Source organism: Cobetia sp. PDI-23MA (assembly GCF_059507735.1).
Genome location: NZ_CM183352.1, coordinates 291,693 through 309,592 on the forward strand (window position 1 = coordinate 291,693; position 17,900 = coordinate 309,592).

At 63.6% G+C, this 17,900-nt stretch carries 14 protein-coding genes; 8 read left to right on the forward strand and 6 right to left on the reverse strand.

The genetic code is table 11. From position 1 onward, the window contains the following. Positions 1-41: 41 nt before the first annotated feature. Both AC5WNJ_RS01335 and AC5WNJ_RS01340 read left to right on the forward strand, forming a co-directional pair. Complete coding sequence (locus AC5WNJ_RS01335) at positions 42-830, forward strand: GGDEF domain-containing protein (RefSeq protein ID WP_253062873.1); 789 nt, start codon at positions 42-44, stop codon at positions 828-830. After that, the gene (locus tag AC5WNJ_RS01340) at positions 805-1,218 is read left to right on the forward strand and encodes a GGDEF domain-containing protein (RefSeq protein WP_495930345.1); all 414 of its coding nucleotides are present in this window, start codon (positions 805-807) and stop codon (positions 1,216-1,218) included. Before AC5WNJ_RS01335 ends, AC5WNJ_RS01340 begins: the two co-directional genes overlap by 26 nt. Positions 1,219-1,270: 52 nt before the next feature. On the opposite strand, the gene AC5WNJ_RS01345 is transcribed toward AC5WNJ_RS01340, so the two are convergent. Continuing rightward, complete coding sequence (locus AC5WNJ_RS01345) at positions 1,271-1,954, reverse strand: phosphatase PAP2 family protein (RefSeq protein WP_253062877.1); 684 nt, start codon at positions 1,952-1,954, stop codon at positions 1,271-1,273. Between the two features lie 532 nt (positions 1,955-2,486). On the opposite strand from AC5WNJ_RS01345, the gene AC5WNJ_RS01350 reads away from it, so the two are divergent. Next, positions 2,487-2,993 carry an META domain-containing protein gene (locus AC5WNJ_RS01350; RefSeq protein WP_253062879.1) on the forward strand — a complete coding sequence of 169 codons (507 nt, stop codon included), beginning with the start codon at positions 2,487-2,489 and terminating at the stop codon, positions 2,991-2,993. A gap of 111 nt (positions 2,994-3,104) precedes the next feature. On the opposite strand, the gene AC5WNJ_RS01355 is transcribed toward AC5WNJ_RS01350, so the two are convergent. Further along, positions 3,105-5,948, reverse strand: a complete 2,844-nt coding sequence (locus tag AC5WNJ_RS01355) for a valine--tRNA ligase (RefSeq protein WP_253062881.1) — start codon at positions 5,946-5,948, stop codon at positions 3,105-3,107. Positions 5,949-6,211: 263 nt separating this feature from the next. Here AC5WNJ_RS01355 and AC5WNJ_RS01360 point away from each other — a divergent pair, with 263 nt between their 5' ends. Beyond that, entirely contained in the window at positions 6,212-9,166 is a 2,955-nt protein-coding gene (locus AC5WNJ_RS01360) for an ATP-binding protein (protein WP_253062883.1), read from the forward strand. A gap of 15 nt (positions 9,167-9,181) precedes the next feature. Here AC5WNJ_RS01360 and AC5WNJ_RS01365 read toward each other — a convergent pair whose 3' ends face one another. From AC5WNJ_RS01365 to AC5WNJ_RS01375, 3 genes are all read right to left on the reverse strand, one after another. Further along, entirely contained in the window at positions 9,182-9,652 is a 471-nt protein-coding gene (locus AC5WNJ_RS01365) for a DNA polymerase III subunit chi (protein WP_176676019.1), read from the reverse strand. A gap of 262 nt (positions 9,653-9,914) precedes the next feature. Then, entirely contained in the window at positions 9,915-11,009 is a 1,095-nt protein-coding gene (locus AC5WNJ_RS01370) for a branched-chain amino acid aminotransferase (RefSeq protein WP_253062893.1), read from the reverse strand. 145 nt (positions 11,010-11,154) lie between these two features. Further along, complete coding sequence (locus AC5WNJ_RS01375; RefSeq protein WP_253062895.1) at positions 11,155-12,675, reverse strand: leucyl aminopeptidase; 1,521 nt, start codon at positions 12,673-12,675, stop codon at positions 11,155-11,157. 412 nt (positions 12,676-13,087) lie between these two features. On the opposite strand from AC5WNJ_RS01375, the gene lptF reads away from it, so the two are divergent. From lptF to AC5WNJ_RS01390, 3 genes are read left to right on the forward strand one after another with little or no spacing between them, the layout of a single operon-like run. After that, positions 13,088-14,182: an LPS export ABC transporter permease LptF gene (gene lptF / locus AC5WNJ_RS01380; protein ID WP_253062897.1), complete on the forward strand. Its 1,095-nt coding sequence runs from the start codon at positions 13,088-13,090 to the stop codon at positions 14,180-14,182. Then, positions 14,182-15,264, forward strand: coding sequence for an LPS export ABC transporter permease LptG (gene lptG, locus AC5WNJ_RS01385; protein ID WP_253062899.1), 1,083 nt, complete (start codon positions 14,182-14,184; stop codon positions 15,262-15,264). Before lptF ends, lptG begins: the two co-directional genes overlap by 1 nt. Continuing rightward, positions 15,257-15,721, forward strand: a complete 465-nt coding sequence (locus AC5WNJ_RS01390; protein WP_253062901.1) for an RDD family protein — start codon at positions 15,257-15,259, stop codon at positions 15,719-15,721. Before lptG ends, AC5WNJ_RS01390 begins: the two co-directional genes overlap by 8 nt. A 146-nt stretch (positions 15,722-15,867) precedes the next feature. Here AC5WNJ_RS01390 and AC5WNJ_RS01395 read toward each other — a convergent pair whose 3' ends face one another. Beyond that, entirely contained in the window at positions 15,868-16,692 is an 825-nt protein-coding gene (locus tag AC5WNJ_RS01395) for a hypothetical protein (protein WP_176676024.1), read from the reverse strand. Between the two features lie 617 nt (positions 16,693-17,309). On the opposite strand from AC5WNJ_RS01395, the gene AC5WNJ_RS01400 reads away from it, so the two are divergent. Continuing rightward, complete coding sequence (locus AC5WNJ_RS01400; protein WP_176676025.1) at positions 17,310-17,513, forward strand: bacterioferritin-associated ferredoxin; 204 nt, start codon at positions 17,310-17,312, stop codon at positions 17,511-17,513. The last annotated feature ends 387 nt before the right edge of the window (positions 17,514-17,900 follow it).

Here is a 17,900-nt window from a genome sequence, read left to right on the forward strand (position 1 = left end):
TCATAAGAGCCTGGCTACGTCATGAACCACGATTGCTCGCCGTGGAGCATCGTCGTTTCTACCATGCCTATCTTTGGGTCTATCTGATGCTGATGGGCCTCTTCGTGGTGTGGGTTCCCTTCTTCACTCTCTTCAACGAGCCGCGGCTGGCATTCGTCAGCGGCATCATGGCGCTCGTGTCCGTGCTGGGCGTGATGATGCATCGGGCGCATCAGCTGACGCTGGGCCTGGCCCTGATGATGAGCGCCTTGACGCTGATGGCCTGGCTCTCGGTTTTCTGCTTCGGGCTCTCGGCGGGCTATGAGTACTATTTCTTCATCGTGATGGCCGGGATTCATCTGGCACCGCTGGCGCCGCGCATTCGTGTGGTGACGACACTGATGCTGTTCATGGCAGCTGTCTCGGCATTGATGGTCTCGCCAGTCCTGTATGAGGGAGACCTCTTGCCGACCTGGATGCTGCAGTCTGCCAACCTGTTCGCGGTCTTCCTGATGATGGTCACCTTCCTGTGGCGCATGCTGGCGCTTACCGAACACTTCGAGCGCCAGTATCTGAAGGATGCCAGTCGTGATGAGTTGACCGAATTGCTCAATCGCCGCCAGATATTCCGCCACGCCGAGGACTGGTGGGGTGACGGAGTGCCCTGTGCGGTCTTGATGCTGGATGCCGACAACTTCAAGCGCGTCAATGACCTGCATGGTCATGCCGTCGGTGATGAAGTGCTGCGCCATCTGGGCCGCCTGCTGACGGCCACACTGCGTCAGGGCGATCGCGCCGGGCGTGTCGGGGGGGGAGGAGTTCCTGGTGCTGCTGCCGCGTATCGGGCGTAGCGAGGCCATCTCCGTGGCGGGACGCATGCGCTCCCTGCTGGCCAAGTCTCCTCCGGTCTTCGCCGGCAAGTCGGTGCCGGTCACGGTTTCCATCGGCGTTGCCATCAGTCATGAGGTCGATTCGCTGGATGAGCTGATGCAGCTGGCCGACAGGCGGCTGTATCGCGCCAAGCACAATGGGCGTGATCAGGTGGTGGCCGGTGGGGAACATGAGATGACAGGCTTTGCCACGGCCGATGTCAGCCCTCCACCTCCCGGCAATGACGGCGGCGGACTTGGCAAGGCAGAGGCCATGGAGGAGGGCACTCGCGACAAGGAGGATGACCGCCAGGAAAAGCAGCATCACAAGGACTCCAGCCCTTTCTCGCGGAAGCCCCTCGTTGGCTGACATGCGCTCGTTTCCGCTTTTACTCCTGCCATTTCACGAGTGCAGCTCTTGATCAGGAGCGCTGCTTCAATCGGGCCAGCGCGTTCTCCATGCCACGGGCAACGGTGGCCGCCAGTGGTGTGCACAGCACCCAGGGCAACGCGATCAGTGCAATGCTGAGCGAGCCCAGATAGACATCGCTGAACCAGTGAGCGCCGACCATGATCCGCGGAGCGCTCAGGAGTACCACGAACGCCAGACTGAACAGCGCGATGCGGTGCGGTGCGAAGGCCAGCATGAAACTCGCGAATACCATCAGCATCAGGCCGTGATCCCCCGGGAAGCTGTTCGACGCCGAATCCTTGGTCTTGAAGGACACCAGCTCGGAGAGATGCTGTGCGTGGCTGAAGACGCGCGTCGGGCTGGCATGGCCATAGCTGATGGCGCGCAGCACGAACAGCGAGAGCAGGCCCGCCGTCAGCAGCATGGTGATGCCGATGCTGGTCCAGCGGCGGTAGCGGGCAGGCTGTTGATCATTGAGCATCGCCCAGCAGAACAATACTCCCATCATGGCGAAGGCCACGGCGTCGAAGGCGCGCGTGTTCAGAATGCCGAGCAGCGCGTCCCAGCGTGGATTGAGCGGTGTGATGAACTGGTTGAAGCCCCAGAAGACATCGCTGTCGAGGGGGGGCCAGAAATCCAGCGCCGGTATCCACCAGCACGCCAGCAGCGCCACTCCCAGCGCATTCAGGAGCACCAGTCGTCGCGGGTTGAATCCTGTCTGCGCCCTGCGCGGGCGAGGCGGGGGCGAGGGTTGCACGTACGGGGCCTGCTGCGAACCACTGGTTCGCTGTGAAGACGCAGTATCAGCGGCGTGCATGGAAGGACTGTCGGGGGCGGCGGGAGTCATGTCGTGTCAGCTCTGCAGGGCTTATGTCGGGATAGGCGCACTCAGGCCGGTAGCTCGCTGGCTTGGTGGCCAGATGGCTCGAGACAGGCGACGTTGAGTGGCGATCTGGTCGAAATTCTAGAGCAGGCTCCGCTTTGGAAACACTGTTTTCAAATTTTGCGAGGTGGACAGATGGTTGCGTCCATCGCGCTGGTGGCAAGCTGGCGGCAGCCTGACAGGTGACACTCAGACGTATGGCGTGAAGGCTTGTCGTTCATGACAGCCGTGCGCATGATCGCTACCCTTGCTGTCATGTCCGTCCCTTACCCACCGTTCTTTCCGCCTGCCGGGTGACTGCCGTTGCCGGCAATGCCACTGGCGGGCGCCACAGGAGTCATCCATGTCCGTTACCGTGCGTCGTCTCTCGCGTTGTACCTCCGTGGGGTTCGCTATTTCCTTGCTGGCTGGCTGCGCGGCCATGACGCAGCCTCCGCAGGGCAGTGCCTCCTCGGGTGCCGCTGTTCCTGCCCTGGTGGGCACCCAATGGAGTTTCTCTGCCACGGATGCCAGCGAAGAGGCCCCCAATTTCCTGTTGCAGGCCCCGACCCCCGAGCAGCTGGCAGACGAGGAGGATGACCGCCTGCGCCTGGTGGGCAGCAATGGTTGCAACCGCCTGATGGGGCCGGTGGTGCTGGATGAGTCTCGTCAGACGCTGGATATCGGTCCGCTGGCCTCGACCATGAAGATGTGTCCCAATCCTGAGCAGTCCAATGCTTTCAACCGCATGCTGGAAGAGGTGGCCAGCTATCAGGTCGTCGGCAGTGGCGAGACTGCTCGGCTGCGCGTGATGGATGATACTGGCTATCTGCTGGCCACCTTCCTGCCGTTGGAAGACGTCGCCGAGTAACGCGTTCGATGTGCTGGTAGAGGTGATCCGCTAGCGGACTGCCAGAAACGAGAAAGCCCCCTGCACCGTTCGGTGCAGGGGGCTTTTGCTTGCGTACAGAGCGAGCGCGACTTACAGCGCTTCGATCTTGACGCGCTGGCTTTCCAGCAGCGCAAGTTCCGCCTGGGCATCGGCCAGCTTGGCGCGCTCCTTCTCGACCACATCGGCCGGTGCACGACCGACGAACTTCTCGTTGCCGAGCTTGTTCTCGAGGCCGGTGATGACCTTCTGCTGCTTCTCGTGCTCCTTGTCGATGCGCTTGAGCTCGGCTTCCTTGTCGATCAGGCCTGCCATCGGCACCAGCACTTCCAGCTCACCGACGCGCTGGATGGCGGACATCGGGGCTTCGTCGCCTGCCGCCAGGAAGGTGATGCTTTCCAGACGTGCCAGCTTGGAGAGGAACAGGCGGTTGGCTTCCAGGCGCTCGGCATCGCCAGCTGCGCCGTTCTGCAGGAAGACTTCCAGCGGCTTGGCCGGGGACAGGTTGAGCTCGCCGCGCACGTTGCGGATGGCGATGATGATGCCTTTCAGCCACTCGATATCGCGGATGGCCTGCTCATCGATCCGGTCGGCTTCGGCCTGCGGCCACGCCTGGCTCATGATGCTCTCGCCTTCCACCGGCTTGCCGGCGTGCGGTGCGATACGTTGCCAGATCTCCTCGGAGATGAACGGCATCATCGGGTGGATCAGGCGCAGGATGGTCTCGAGAGCGCGCACCAGGGTGCGACGTGTGCCGCGCTTGGCTTCGATGCTGGCGTTGTCGTCCCACAGCACCGGCTTGGACAGCTCCAGATACCAGTCGCAGTACTCGTTCCAGATGAACTCGTAGAGCGCCTGGGAGGCGTGGTCGAAGCGGAACTCTTCCAGCGCGCGGGTGACCTGCTGCTCGGTCTGCTGCAGGCGCGCGATGATCCAGCGATCGGCCAGCGACAGCTCGACGGCTTCGTCGTTGACGCCGCAATCCTGGTCTTCGGCATTCATCAGCACGTAGCGCGCCGCATTCCACAGCTTGTTGCAGAAGTTGCGATAGCCATCGAGACGGCCCATGTCGAACTTCACGTCACGCCCGGTGGAGGCGAGTGACAGCAGGGTGTAGCGCAGCGCATCGGTGCCGTGAGGCTCGATGCCCTCCGGGAATTCGTTGCGGGTGGCCTTGGCGATCGCCTTGGCCTTCTTGGGCTGCATCATGTTGCCGGTACGCTTCTCGACCAGCTCCTCGATGCCGATGCCGTCGATCAGGTCGATGGGGTCGAGCACGTTGCCCTTGGACTTGGACATCTTCTGACCGAGGCTGTCGCGCACCAGACCATGCACGTAGACCTTGCGGAACGGCACTTCACCCTTGAACTTCAGGGTGAACATGATCATCCGCGCCACCCAGAAGAAGATGATGTCGAAGCCGGTGACCAGCACGTCGGTGGAGTGGAAGGTCTTGAGCTCCTCCGTGTCCGCCGGCCAGCCGAGGGTGCCGAAGGTCCACAGCGCAGAGCTGAACCAGGTGTCGAGGACGTCTTCGTCCTGACGCAGTTCGACGTCGGCACCCAGGTGGTTCTCGGCGCGGACTTCTTCTTCATTGCGGCCGACATAGACGTTGCCGTCGTTGTCATACCAGGCCGGAATGCGGTGGCCCCACCACAGCTGGCGCGAGATGCACCAGTCCTGCAGGTCACGCATCCACGCGAAGTACATGTTCTCGTAGTTCTTGGGCACGAACTCGATGTCGCCGTTCTCGACCGCTTCGATGGCCGGGCGTGCCAGCTCCTCGACGGCCACGAACCACTGGTCCGTCAGCAGCGGCTCGATGACATCGCCGGAGCGGTCACCGTGCGGCAGGGTATTGTTGACGGCCTCGACCTGCTCCAGCAGGCCCAGCGCGTCCATGTCGGCGACCAGCTTCTCGCGGGCGACGAAGCGATCCAGACCGGCGTAGGCCCCCGGCAGGCTGGCGTCTTCCAGGGGCTGCGGACGGCCCTGGAGGTCATAGATCTCGGCGCGCTCCAGGATGGTGGCATCCTGGCTCATCACGTTGATCAGCAGATGGCCCTGACGCTTGCCGACTTCGTAGTCATTGAAGTCGTGGGCCGGGGTGATCTTGACGCAACCGGAGCCCTTTTCCATGTCGGCGTGTTCATCGGCGACGATGGGGATGCGGCGGCCGACCAGCGGCAGTTCGATGAACTTGCCGACCAGGCTCGCGTAGCGCTCATCCTTGGGATTGACGGCCACGCCGGTGTCACCCAGCAGGGTTTCCGGGCGTGTGGTGGCGACGATGACGTAGTCCTTGCCATCGGCGGTCTTGACGCCATCGGCCAGCGGGTAGCGGAAGTGCCAGAAGCTGCCTTGCTGCTCGCGGTTCTCGACCTCGAGATCGGAAATCGCGGTGTGCAGGGTCGGGTCCCAGTTGACCAGACGCTTGCCACGGTAGATCAGGTCTTCCTTGTGCAGACGCACGAAGACTTCCTGCACCGCCTTGTAGAAGCCGTCATCCATGGTGAAGCGTTCGCGGCTCCAGTCGATGCTGGTGCCCATGCGACGCAGCTGGCGGGTGATGTTGCCGCCGGACTCTTCCTTCCACTCCCAGATCTTGTCGGTGAAGGCTTCGCGGCCGAGATCATGGCGGGTCTTGCCTTCTTCGGCGGCGACCTTGCGCTCGACCAGCATCTGGGTGGCGATACCGGCGTGGTCGGTGCCTACCTGCCACAGGGTGTTGCGACCCTGCATGCGGCGCCAGCGGACCAGGGTGTCCATGATGGAATCCTGGAAGGCATGGCCCATGTGCAGGGAGCCGGTAACGTTGGGCGGCGGGATGACCAATGAGAAGCTCTCGCCCTGGCCTGATGGCGCAAAGCGGTTGTCGGATTCCCAGCGCTCGTACCAGCGCGTCTCGATGGCGTTCGGTTGGTAGGTCTTGTCCATGGGTCTGCATTGATCCGGTTGGGCGGGGCGTCCCGCGCCGGCTCAAGGAGCGGTCAGCGCAGGCAGAAAATGGGCTCGATTATAGCGCCGCTGATGTCGGGCGTCATTCGGTCTTGGCGGGCAGGCTCTCGTGGCGTCCGGCAGACGCAGCTTTCATAAAGCAGGCAACATCCACGCACTGATGCCGTATCCTGTTGCGATCTCATCAGGCCGAGGCTTGCCGCCTCGCACACTTCCCATTTTCTCACGCTCGCGGAGCCGCAATGCCCAAGCCTCGCCCCACGGACGGTGCCCCTCGTCCGACTCGTCGTTGGGTCTGGCATGAACTGCTGCGTCATGCGCTGGTGCCATTGCTGGTGCTCGAGGTGGCGCTGCTGGGCTGCTATCTGGTGCTGCACTGGCTGGTCTCCGGGCAGCAGGACTCCACGCGCAGTGAGCGGGTGAATACCCAGCTCGAGCAGCTGACCCATTACGAGGCAGAGCATATCAGCCTGCTGGCGGATGACTGGCGCAGCGATGTCCGCCAGCTGGCGCGCAGTGCTCTGCGTCACATGGATACCCCCGTGACGGCCCGCCAGCGCGAGCAGGAGCTGAAGCGCCACATGAGCGCGGGCGACGGCACCCTGTACGTCGCCAAGAATGATGGTGGCGCCGGCTCCTACTACTCCTCGCTGGTGCCCAGCTATCTGCAGGACCACGACAAGGTGGTGCGTCTCTCGGCAATGGACGCTCAGGTGTCGGACATGCTCGCCACGCAACCCGAGCTGCGCCAGATCTGGTTCTCCGGCTACGATGGCTATTTCCGCATGTTGCCGTGGACCGATATCCGCAACATCTTCACGCCCGGCGTCGACCTCACCAGCTACGGCTTCTACTACCTGGCGGATGACCGCAACAACCCGAGTCGTGGCGCCGTCCTCACGCCGCCTTACCAGGACCCGGTCGGCAGCGGGTGGCTGGTCTCGACGCTGATGCCGGTCCATCGCGGCGACTTCCTCGAAGGCGTGGTCGGGATCGATGTCACCCTCGATTCTCTGGTCGAGCGGCTCGAGAATGCCGAGCTGCCCTGGGGCGCCTATCTGATTCTGGTGAGTGGCGATGTCGTCATGGCCATGCCGCGTGTCGGCGAGCAGGATTTCGGTCCCCAGCCCGATCCCGAAGTGGTGCCGATGCCGCTGCTGCACGATCGCTTCCTCGATACGGCGCATGATGTCGAGAACTCCCCGGCCATGGCGCACCTGCTGCGCAGCATCTCGGATGAGGCGCAGGGCGTGCGCAGCGTTTCCTTGCTCGCAGGTGAGCGGCTGGTCGGTTGGCAATCGGTGCCGGGCACCGACTGGCGGTTGCTGGCGGTGGTGGATGCGCAGCAGGTCAACAGCGGCATCGATATCTGGAATGAGCGTTTCAACCAGCTGGGCTACGTGATGCTGGTGGGACTGATTCTGTTCTTCTTCGCCCTGCTGGTGGTGATGCGCTGGCGGGCCGAGACCATGGCGGCCACCCTGTCCGAATCACTGGCACGCCTCAGCGACATGGCACTGCGCATCGGTCGCGGCCAGCCCGTAGTCCGCGAGCGCTTCCAGCTGCAGGAGCTGGACCAGGCCGGCGAGGCATTGCGCGAAGCGGCCCAGCGGCGCGATCAGATCGAGCTTGAGCGCGCCGAAGGGGCGCGGCACGTCGAGATGGTGATGGCGGCCTCCGGCGATGCCACCTGGCGCTACGACTTCGAACAGGACGATCTCTACCTGCACGAGAATTTCTTCCTGATGCTGGGGCTGCCGGTCCGCGCCAGCATGCACCTGGCGGACCTTGATGCCATGACGCACCCGGAAGACCTCGTCGGTCTGCTCGAGGCGCGCTGGCGAGTCATGCACGGTGAGAGCTGGGCCGAGGCACGTGACGTGCGCTATCGGCATGCGCGTGGTCACTGGGTCTGGGTGCAGATTCGCGGCCAGATCACCCGGCGTGATCATGAGGGCCGGCCACAGCGCGCGACCGGGCTTGCGCTGGACATCCAGCGTCACAAGCAGTCGCTCAAGCTGCTGGAGGCGGCCCGCGACAGTGCCACCGAGGCCAGTCAGTCCAAGTCGCGTTTCTTCTCGAGTTTCAGTCACGAGATTCGCACCCCGCTCAATGCCATCATGGGCTTCACGGACCTGCTCTGTGAGGAAGCCGACCTGACCCGCGAGCAGCGCCGCTACGTGGATGAGGCCAGTCATGCGGCGGCACAGCTGTCGGCGCTGATCGAGGACGTGCTGCAGATGTCGAGTCTGGAGGCTGGTGATCTGCCGCTGGATTGCCAACCCCTCTCGGTGGGCCAGAAGCTGATACGGCTGGCGGGGCAATATCAGCCGCGCCTGGAGAGTGCCAATCTGACGCTATCGCTGGCACTGGAAGGCGAGTCATTGTGGCTGAATGCCGACCAGCGTCGCCTGGATCAGATTCTCGGTAACCTGATGGGCAACGCCATCAAGTACAACCGCGAGGGGGGCTGGATCCGTCTGGCTATCGGCCAGGAGCGCAATGCCAGCGGGGTGGAGATGGGCTGGGTGGAAATCACCGATGGCGGCTTTGGCTTTGATTCCGCGCAGGCGGTCCAGCTGTTTCAGCCGTTCTCGCGTCTGGGGCGTGAAGACTCAGGGATCGAGGGTACCGGGCTCGGGCTGGCGCTGTCGCGGGAGCTTGCCCGCCGCATGGGCGGTGACATCACGGCACGGGGCGAGCTGGGCGAGGGCGCCAGCTTCCGGGTCTGGTTGCCGCTGGCGGATGTCAGTGCCCATGAGCGCGTCGTCCAGGCGGCGTGGTCGGCGGAGAAGGGATTGCCGGTACCCTGTCGCTGGCTGGTGATCAGCACGCGGGCGCAGGACCGTCTGCGCCTCGAGGTGATCGGCAGTCACGTCGCCAATCTGGAGATCATCATCGCCAGCAGTGCGGCCCAGGCGTTGCGCCTGGTGCGAGATGTCTGCCCGTGTCTGGTCATCTTCGGCGATGTGCCGGACATGAACGTGGCGGCGCTGTTCGCCGAGATCCAGCGTATGCCACGTGAGCTGCCGTTGTGGGCTGTGCGAATCGGGGAGCGTGACGCCAGCGAGGCTGCAGGCGGTCTGCCCGAGGCCTTCTTCGACAGCGGTGAAAGTCCGCCCGACATGGACGATATCGAGCGCTGGATGACACATCTGATGGTCAGCTTCCAGCGTGCCTGCGATACGGACCGCTGACGCATGGCGTGTCGTTCAGCTGACGCCCTTGAGCTGATGTGAGCGCACGGCATAACCGCGTGACTTGTAGGTGCGCCAGCATTCGCGCTTGGTTACCAGCACATCCTGATGCTGATTGATGATCTCGGCGACGCGCTCGAAGCGTGAGAACCATTCGGGGATCTTGGGGTGCAGGTTGAGCAGCGCCTCGATACCCGGCGCCGGGGCGTCCTGCCAGCCGATGGTGACCGGCGGGCGCGGCACGTCATCGGCGTGTTCGGCCTCGCGGGCGGCCATGTCGAGATCGATATCCAGCGCATGGGGCACGAAGCTTTCCGGGCGGAATTGCCACAGATGCTCATCGAACTGACGTGCCATCGCCTCGTCCTCGACATGCACATGCAGGCGAAAGCCCTTGGCGTGGATGGTCTCGGCCAGCCGGCAGGCGAATTCCAGCCGGGCTTCCAGCGTGGTGTCGGGCAGGATGTAGAAGTCGATCTGGGTCATGGGCACCGCTCGGGCAAGGAATTCTCGAGCGCTCAGGATACCGCACTCGCCGCGTGGCTTCGATGCAGCCTGCCTCCCGTGACATCTTTCCGCAGTCAGATATCCGCGCCCCAGAAACTCCAAGGCCCGCCTCTATGCGAGGCGGGCCTTGGAGTTTCGGTCATCCTTCAAGCCACATGGGCAGGCTCGAGGGCGTGTTTCAGAGCACTTGTGTCAGAGTGCTTATGTCCAAGCACTCATGTAAAAACTCATGTCAGTGCACTTATGCCAGACGCGTCATCCAGCCACGCGTGTCTTCGGCGCGACCGTATTGCAGGTCCAGCAGCTGGCTGCGCAGACGCATGGCGACATCGCCGGCATTGGCGGTCAGGTCGAGGCGACCGTCTTCGCTGACCAGCTCGCCCACCGGGGTGATGACCGCCGCGGTGCCACAGGCGAACACCTCGGTGATCTCGCCGGAGGCGATACCTTCACGCCACTCGTCGATGCTGATCGGGCGCTCTTCCGGCGTCAGCCCCAGATCGGTCGCCATGGTCAGGATGGAGTCACGGGTGACACCTTCCAGAATGGTGCCGGTCAGGCGCGGCGTGACCAGACGGCCGTCCTTGAAGACGAAGAACAGGTTCATGCCGCCCAGTTCCTCGACCCACTTGTTCTCGGCGGCGTCCAGGAACACGACCTGGTCACAGCCATTGGCGGAGGCTTCGCTCTGCGCGGCCAGTGAACCCGCGTAGTTGCCGCCGCACTTGGCGAAACCGGTACCGCCGGCGGCCGCACGGTTGTAGTGCGAGGACAGCCAGATGGAGACCGGCTTGATGCCGCCCTTGAAGTAGGCCGCCACCGGTGAGGCGATCACGTAGTAATCGACCTCACGCGACGGACGCACGCCGAGGAAGGCTTCGCTGGCGATCATGAACGGACGCAGATAGAGGCTGCATTCGTCACTGACGCTGGCCGGAGTCGGTACCCAGGCGCTGTCCTGCGCGAGCAGGGCCTTGAGTGAGCCGACGAAGTCCTCGTCGGACAGCTCCGGCAGTGCCAGACGGCGGGCGGAGTTGCGGAAACGTGCGGCGTTCTTCTCGGGGCGGAAGGTCCACACCGAGCCGTCTTCATGACGGTAGGCCTTGATGCCTTCGAAGATTTCCTGGGCGTAGTGCAGTACCGAGGCGGCCGGGTCGAGGCTCAGCGGGCCGTAGGGGCGGACTTCATGGCCGTGCCAGCCGCCGTCGGCGGTCCAGCGTACATGGGCCATGTGATCGCTGAAGTGACGGCCGAAGCCGGGATTGGCCAGAATGGTGTCGCGAACGGCAGCATCCGCCGGTTGCGTGGACGCGCGGACGTCGAAGCCTTTGGTCACGTGGGTGTCTCCGTAGCAGCGAGACCCCCGGCGTGGAACGCCGGGGGTCGAATCATTTTTATAGGACCTCTCGGGTCAGCGATGCCGGGTGGCGAGCCGACTCGCGTGTCTCAACGCTAGCACGCCATCGAGAGCATGCGAAGCCTCAGGCGGTCTCTTCCAGCGGGGCGCTGAGTTCCGCTTCGCGATCCAGCAGGTATTGGGTCAGCAGGCCCACCGGGCGGCCGCTGGCGCCTTTCTGCTTGCCGGACATCCAGGCGGTGCCGGCGATGTCCAGATGCGCCCACGGGAAGGTGTCCGCGAAGCGGGACAGGAAGCAACCTGCGGTGATCATGCCGGCTTCGCGACCGCCGATGTTGGCGATGTCGGCGAAGTTGGAATCCAGCTGCGTCTGATACTCGTCCCACAGCGGCATGTGCCAGGCACGGTCCCAGGCTTCTTCGCCGGCGTCGAGCAGGTCGAGCGCCAGATCATCATCGTTGGAGATCAGACCGGTGGCATGATTGCCCAGCGCGATGACGCAGGCGCCGGTCAGGGTGGCGATGTCGATGACGCTGGCCGGCTCGAAGCGCTCGGCGTAGGTCAGCGCATCGCACAGCACCAGACGGCCTTCGGCGTCGGTGTTGAGGACTTCGACGGTCAGACCCTTCAGGGTCTTGATGATGTCGCCCGGCTTGGTGGCGCGGCCGTCCGGCATGTTCTCGGCGCTGGCCACGATGGCCACCACGTTGAGCTTCGGCTTGAGTTCCAGCACGGTGCGCATGGTGCCGAACACGCTGGCCGCGCCGCCCATGTCGTACTTCATCTCGTCCATGCCGGCACCCGGCTTGAGCGAGATGCCGCCGGTATCGAAGGTGATGCCCTTGCCGACCAGCACGTGCGGAGCTTCGTTCTCGTCTTCCGCGCCGCGGTATTCCATCACGATCAGGCGGCTCGGCTCTTCACTGCCGCGGCCGACCGACAGCAGGGACAGGGCGCCCAGCTCCTCGAGCTCTTCCTCGCCGAGCACGGTCACTTTCAGGGCGCCATCCGAGGCGGCACCCAGTTGCTCGGCACGCTCGCCCAGGTAGCGCGGCGTGCAGATGTTACCCGGCAGATTGCCCAGCGTGCGCGCTTCATTGACGCCCATGCCGATGGCGGCACCGACGCGCAGGCCGGCTTCCAGTTCGGGCTGACGCTGCTTGTCGGCACTCACCACGCTCAGGCGGGTCAGAGAGACGGGCTCGCCCGGCTTGCTCTTCATCTCGGTGAAGCGATAGGCAGTACGCAGTGCGCTCTCGGCGATCATGCGCGCCATCCAGTCAGCCTCACGCAGCTCGAGATTCAGCTCGAGGCCAGCGAAGGCCGCGTCTTCGACGGGCAGCTTGAGCAGGGCAGTCATGGCGGCATCGAGGCCACGCTTGTAACGGCTTTCGTCGAGCTTTTCCTCGCTGCCGAAACCGGCCAGCAGCAGGCGCTGAGCGCCGAGGCCCGGAGCGAAGGGCACCAGCAGGGTATTGCCGAGCTCGGGCTTGAAGTCGCCGCGCTCGATCAGCTGGGAAATCAGCTTCTCGCTGGCATCGTCGAGTCGTGCCGCAGCACCGGTGAGGTCGCCCTCGATGACAGGTACCACGATGCAGGCGGTTTCAAGCTGGGCCGGATTGGCAGTGACTACAGGAAATTCCATGGCAACTCCACGCGCGCGAGTGAGGGTACGAAGATGAACAATACAAGGATGAAGGATGTCGTCAGGCCAGGCGTGCCCGGCTCGCGGCGACATCGGGGGCATGATCTGGATGGGGGCGCAGACCGCTCATGACAAGCTGAGCTGGCATGCACGAGTGAGGGCAGTCCATCATGTCAGGCTGTCCACGTGCAATGCCTGGAGCCGCGACAAGGCAGCATCCTTTCTGGATAATGCTGCTGCATGAGGGGGATCCGCTCCCGTCCAGTCTTCAGACCCGTGCCGCCAGTGTACGCAAAGGCTGCGCACCATGCATGAGGGGGATGATGTCTTCATGTGATCACGACCATTCCTCCACCGGCTATCATCGATCTGGTCAACACGCTCGCTTGCGAGCGGGAAACAGGAGTTCCACTTGATCATCTTCCGCTACCTGACACGCGAGATACTCACCACCATGGCCGCCGTGGCCGGGGTGCTGATGCTTGTCATCATGGGCAGCCGATTCATCCGCTATTTCAGTGATGCGGCGGAGGGGGATTTCCCGGCGTCGATTCTCGGCAGCCTGATGCTCTATCACCTGCCGGGGTTCTTCGAGCTGCTGCTGCCGCTGTCCTTCTTCCTTGCCGTGTTGCTGGCCTTCGGTCAGCTGTACATGAACAGCGAGATCACCGTGCTGGTCGCTTGTGGCGTCGGCCCGGAACGCCTGCTGCGTGTCACCCTGCTGCCGGCGCTGTTGATCACGGCGCTGGTCGCGGCCTGCAGCCTCTATCTGACGCCTGCCGGCGCGCTCAAGAATGAGCTGTTGCTCGAGCAGCAGAAGCAGAAGACCGACTTCTCGATACTCGGCGCGGGACGCTTCCAGGAGATCGGCAATCGCACCGTCTATGCCGAGAGCATGAGCGATGACAACAGCGAGCTGGAAAACGTCTTCATCGCCGAGGCAGGTGACAGCAATGCCGCCAGCACGCCCGACAGCGAACCGAGCCAATCGGTGGTGCGCGCCGAGCGTGCCTTCCAGGAAGTCAGCCCCGAGACGGGCAGCCGCTATCTGGTATTGAGCGACGGCACGCGCTACGGGGTGGAGCCGGGCAAGGCGATCGCCCAGCGACTGGGCTTTGATCGCTATGGCGTGCGCATCACCGAGGGTCAGGACGCCGCAGCCCTCAAGGATGACATCGAGCTTGCCAGCACGGCACAGCTCTGGACATCCGATTCGGCAGAGGCCACTGCGCAGCTGCAGTGGCGCATCTCGCTGCCGTTGATGGTGCCGATCCTGATGCTGATCGGCCTGCCGCTGGCTCGCGTCAATCCGCGTCAGGGGCGTTTCGCGCGCCTGCTGCCGGCCATCTTCGTGCACATCACCTATCTCAGTCTGTTGATCGCGGCGCAGAATGCCGTCGCGTCCGAGAAGTACCCGGCCGCCATCGGCCTGTGGCCCATTCACGGCGTCTATCTGGCGCTCGGCATCTGGCTGAGCTGGCGCGACAACCGCGGAGGTGGCCGCTGATGCTGCTTGATCGCCTCGACCGTTACATCGCCCGCAATGTGCTGGTGGCCATGCTGGTGGTGCAGGTACTGATTCTCGGGCTCGACCTGATGATCACCTACATCAATGATCTGGGGGACGTGAAAGGCGACTACGGCGCCTTCGAAGTGCTCCTCTATCTGCTGATGCGTCTGCCGTCGCGCTTCTATGAATTCGTGCCGGTCGGCGTACTGCTGGGCGCCCTGATCGGGCTGGGCAGCATGGCCTCGAGCAATGAGCTGACCATCATGCGCGCCGCCGGTCGTTCACTGACGCGCATTCTGTGGGGCGTGATGAAGCCGCTGGGGCTGGTCATCGCCATCACCATGGCGGTAGGTGAATACGTCGCCCCCGTCACCGAACTGCAGGCCGACGCCTGGCGCGCCGAGAAGCAGCAGGGCGCAGGCGCCGTCTATGCCGAGGGTGGCGGCTGGCAGCGCGAGGGCAACGACTACTACCGATTCGGCTCGATTCGCAGCGATGATGTGGTGCTCAACGTGACCCGCTATCGCTTCGATGACGAGCGCCATCTGACCCAGGCGCTCTACGCCAGGCGCGCCGTCTGGCAGGACGATGGCTGGACGCTGGAGGCAGTGCAGACCACCACCTTCGAGTCCCAGGATGGCGAGCCGAGCGCCACCACGGTGGCTCAGCAGGAGACTCGCGAGTGGGACACCCAGCTGACGCCGGACCTGCTCAAGCTGGTCATCAGCGACCCCAAGCAGCAGTCAGCCTCCGACCTGTGGCGCTACTCCCGCTACCTGCAGGACCAGGAGCTGTCGGCCAACCAGCCGCTGCTCTACTTCTGGCAGAAGATTCTGCAGCCGCTGACACTGGCGGCTCTGGTGCTGGTGGCCGCCTCCTTCGTGTTCGGGCCATTGCGCACGGTGGCGGCGGGCACACGGGTCTTCTACGGCATCGTGGTCGGCCTGCTGTTCAAGTATTTGCAGGACCTGCTCGCCCCGGCCTCGGTGGTGTTCGGCTTCGCGCCCATCTGGGCGGTGCTGGCGCCGATGCTGGTCTGTTACGTGATCGGCCTGCTGCTGATCCGGCGCAGTGGCTAGGGGCGCCCCGTACTCTCGCCGCCGTCTCGACCCGCAGGGAGTGCGCCCTGCGGGCCTGATGCGGCGTCTGGGCGGCGTGGTCTATGACGCCTTCCTCGTGATGGCGTTGTTGATCGTGCTGGGCTTCATCGGTGTCGCCGTCAATGGCGGTGAGGCCAATCAGTCGCCGCTGTTCCGCAGTCTGTTGCTGGTGGCGATGTTCGCCTTCTTCGGCGGCTGCTGGAGCCGTAGCGGCATGACGCTGGGCATGCAGGCCTGGCGACTGCGCATCGAGACGCCGCAGGGCCATGTCCCGACGCTGCTGCAGTGCCTGATACGCTTCGTGGTTGCCGGGCTGTCATTGGGCGCCTGCGGGCTGGGGTACGTCTGGCAGCTGTGGGACCCTGAGCAGCGCAGCTGGCAGGACATCGCCTCCGGTACTCGCGTGGTGGTGCTGCCCAAGCCGCGGCGCGAGTGAAGCGCCTCTGGCGCGTGCGCCGTGCAGGAAAGCAGTGAGCTCATCCAGAAGTTATCTCAGCCAGACGTGAGCTCAGCCAGACAAGAAAACGCCCCGCCAGTCATCGACTGGCGGGGCGTTGTGTTTTCCGCGAGTGCAGGGCGTGATCAGACGCCCAGCAGGCCATCCAGTCGCGTGATGATGCGCTCCACGCTGGCGCGTGACACCACCAGGCTGTCTTCCTGCGTCGTCGTCTCGGGCAGCTCGCGCGGCAGGTCGATCACCGCGGTGCCCATGCCCTCCAGGCGTACGCCTTCACGGTAGCGCACGAAGGACAGCTGTCCGATCGGACGCTGGCCACCGTGGTCGAGGCGCGCCAGACGCGTGAAGGCGCTGACGGTATCGAGCACCGGCGCGCTGGTCAGCGGCAGGTGTGTCAGGCGCCATGCCAACCAGCCGTCGATGTCGACGGCTTCGTCGCGCAGGGTGGCAAACCAATGGCGTGCCTGATCCAGGCGGTAGCGAGCACGGCCCTGCTTGTCGAGCCACAGCACGTCGGCGCTGGCCTGGCGCGGGCTTTCCAGCTCGCCCGGCAGGTACAGCCAGGATTCGGTCAGGCGCTGCAGGGCACCCGGCAGCGGCTCATCCAGGGTGCGCTCGCTCAGAGAGTCCAGCGCCGCGCTCAGGTCGCCCTGTTCCGCGCTCTCGCCGGTGTTGGAGTAACCGACGTTGTAGCGCCAGACACGGTCGGATATTTCCTGGGTGACCACGTGGTCATGGGGCAGAGCGATATGGCTCATCAGCTCACGCGCGTTGCAATGCTCATCCACCAGGCCTTCACGGCGGGCTTCACGATAGAGATTGCGCAGCAGCGGGGTCAGCGGCAGGCGGTGGTGGTCACCGAAGCAGCTGCCGGCGTCGCGGACGGCGTCCAGATCAAGTGGTAGGTGGGACGTGGCGTGATGATCGGCGGTGGCGAGTTGTACTGACATGACATCGGGCTCCTTGCGGATTGGCGTTCGGAAATCGGCAGATAGGGCAACAGCAGACGGATTCAGGCCGGTCACGGCTTCAGCATGGCGCCCATCATCGGCATGCCGATGCGGCTCATGGCCATGAGGAGGTGAAGCGACGGAATCTCTTGCAGTGTCCTGTTCATGTTCTTTCCTGATTGCCTGGCGGGGCGTGGCAGTCATTTGCCTTCCTCGTGACGCGGCGCTTTCCGTGAGCGAGGAGCTGGGCTGCGTTCGAGTGACCCGCCTGAGTGATCGACTAGCGATGACTCATTATGTTTTGGTGTGATTGTTTTTCGAATTGCATAAAAAATCGTTATACATACTAGCGGCCTCGTGTGAAATCGCAACCCTACCTTTCTGTCAGCCACGAGCCATCATTCTTTATACGGCGCTGACTTTGCCCACGGCAATCGCTTTGTGAGGCTGATGTGGCCTGCTTATGACATCGTGTGTTCCGCAACCGTAAACCGACCCGAAATCGCCTCGCTAAGTATTTGATATAACTTGTGAATGAGAATTTTTTGCAGTCAGGTGTTGCGCATGTTTCTGCGAATCATTTACATTTGTCTCACTTGAAGTGAGCGAGGTGAGCCATGTACGTCTGTCTGTGCAAAGGTGTGTCAGACCACAAGATCCGCGAAGTCGTGGAACAGGGAGCGCGCAGCTTCCGCGAAGTCCGTGAGCAGACCGGATGCGCGACCCAGTGCGGCAAATGTGCCTGCATGGCCAAGACCATCACTCGCGAAGCGGTCGCGCGTGAAATGATGCCGACAGAGGATCTTGCCTACGCGGTGTGACGCAGGCTTGAGCCGAGGCTCGCTTGCCGGCGACTGACACCTCAGTCACCACGCTGGCCACTACTGCGTGATCCGTTCTCGTCGAGTCCCGGCAAGGACTCGCGTCCCTGACGCCCGCCATCTGGTCTCAAGACCGGGTGGCGGGCGTTTTCGCATGGGCGCCAGGCAAGCCGGTATCGGCCGCCACATGACAACGCGGATACCAATCTTTCCCATTTGCGCCTAAAAGTCGATAACTTGTTGCCATGTCTCGAAAAAATCATGTTTTTGCGCCATACTTGCTACACCTGACCGAGAGGGCGCGCCTGATGTGCCCGCGCTGCGGCTGATGCATGCCGTCATCAGGCGCAGTAGAGAACCTGACGCAGCAGCAACCCTGACAAGAGA